This is a genomic window from Xenorhabdus indica (assembly GCF_014467235.1).
GTDB classification, from domain to species: domain Bacteria; phylum Pseudomonadota; class Gammaproteobacteria; order Enterobacterales; family Enterobacteriaceae; genus Xenorhabdus; species Xenorhabdus indica.
On record NZ_NKHP01000075.1, the window covers coordinates 1 to 1,420 of the forward strand.

The 1,420-nt window shown below is 53.4% G+C and carries 1 protein-coding gene; it reads left to right on the forward strand.

The features are described from left to right. Positions 1 to 1,420, forward strand: a 1,420-nt coding sequence (locus Xind_RS19485) for a non-ribosomal peptide synthetase (protein WP_187650934.1), incomplete at both ends; no start/stop codon positions are given.

A 1,420-nucleotide genomic window follows, 5' to 3' on the forward strand; every position in this document is an offset into this window, starting at 1 on the left:
GCCATTGCCGTCATGTTTGAAGAACAAACTATCAGCTATGGTGAACTTAACCTCCGCGCCAACCGTCTGGCGCACTACCTGATTGAATTAGGCGTACGGCCCGATGACCGGGTGGCAATTTGTGTCGAACGCAGCCCGGAGATGGTGGTAGGTTTACTGGCTATCCTCAAGGCCGGCGGTGCCTATGTACCGCTTGACCCCACCTATCCCACGGGGCGGTTGACGTCTATGCTTGAAGATGCCGCGCCGGTCGTTTTGCTGACCCAAACGTTGCTGATGCAGACAACGCTGATACTAACAACACAGTTAGACAAACTGGCAAACCCTGTTCCCACCGTAACCCTTGACGATCTGGAACCGTTCCTGACGATACAACCCGCTCATAACCCGGATGTGCAGGCACTGGGGCTGACATCACGCCATCTGGCTTATGTGATCTATACCTCCGGCTCAACCGGCGTTCCCAAAGGGGTGATGGTCGAACATCGTAACGTGCTCCGTCTTATCATCAATAATGGTTTCGCCGATATTGGGCCTGATGACTGTGTGGCCCACTGTGCCAATATGGCTTTTGATGCATCGACCTGGGAAATCTGGGCAGCCTTGCTCAATGGCGGACGCTTGTATGTGGTTCCACAATCCACACTGCTTGACCCGCTGCGTTTCCGCGACTCACTGATCAGAGGACAAGTGACTGCCCTCTGGTTAACTGCCGGCTTGTTCAACGAATATCTCCCCGATATCAAACCGTTGTTTGGACAGTTGCGTTATCTGCTTGTTGGCGGGGATGTCCTCGATCCGAGAAAAATCCAGCAGGTGCAATTGGCTCAATCGCAACCGTTGCACTTGCTCAACGGTTATGGCCCAACGGAAACCACGACGTTTGCCGCCACTTATGCCATTACTTCCGCCGTCGATATTGCCCGTTCAGTTCCCATCGGCCGGCCAATCGCCAATACCCAGATTTATCTCCTTGATTCACAGGGGCAACCGGTTCCTTTCGGTGTGGCTGGCGAAATTTATATTGCCGGGGCAGGTGTGGCCCGCGGTTATCTGAACCGCCCCGAACTGACGGCCGAACGTTTCCTGCCTGATCCGTTCTCTACGGATACCAATGCGCGCATGTACAAAACCGGCGACCTCGGCCGTTGGTTACCTGACGGCAATCTTGAATATCTGGGCCGTAATGATTTTCAGGTTAAACTGCGTGGTTTCCGTATTGAGTTGGGGGAAATTGAAGCCAGATTGTTACAGTGTCACGGTGTGCGTGAAGCAGTGGTTCTTCTGCGTGAAGACTTACATGAAGGCTTACGTGAACACCTACATGAAACGATATCTGATAAAACCGGGGGGCAAAAACAGCTAGTGGCTTATCTCCTGCCACAGACGGGGGTTAAACTGGTGCCGGCTGAACTGCGCC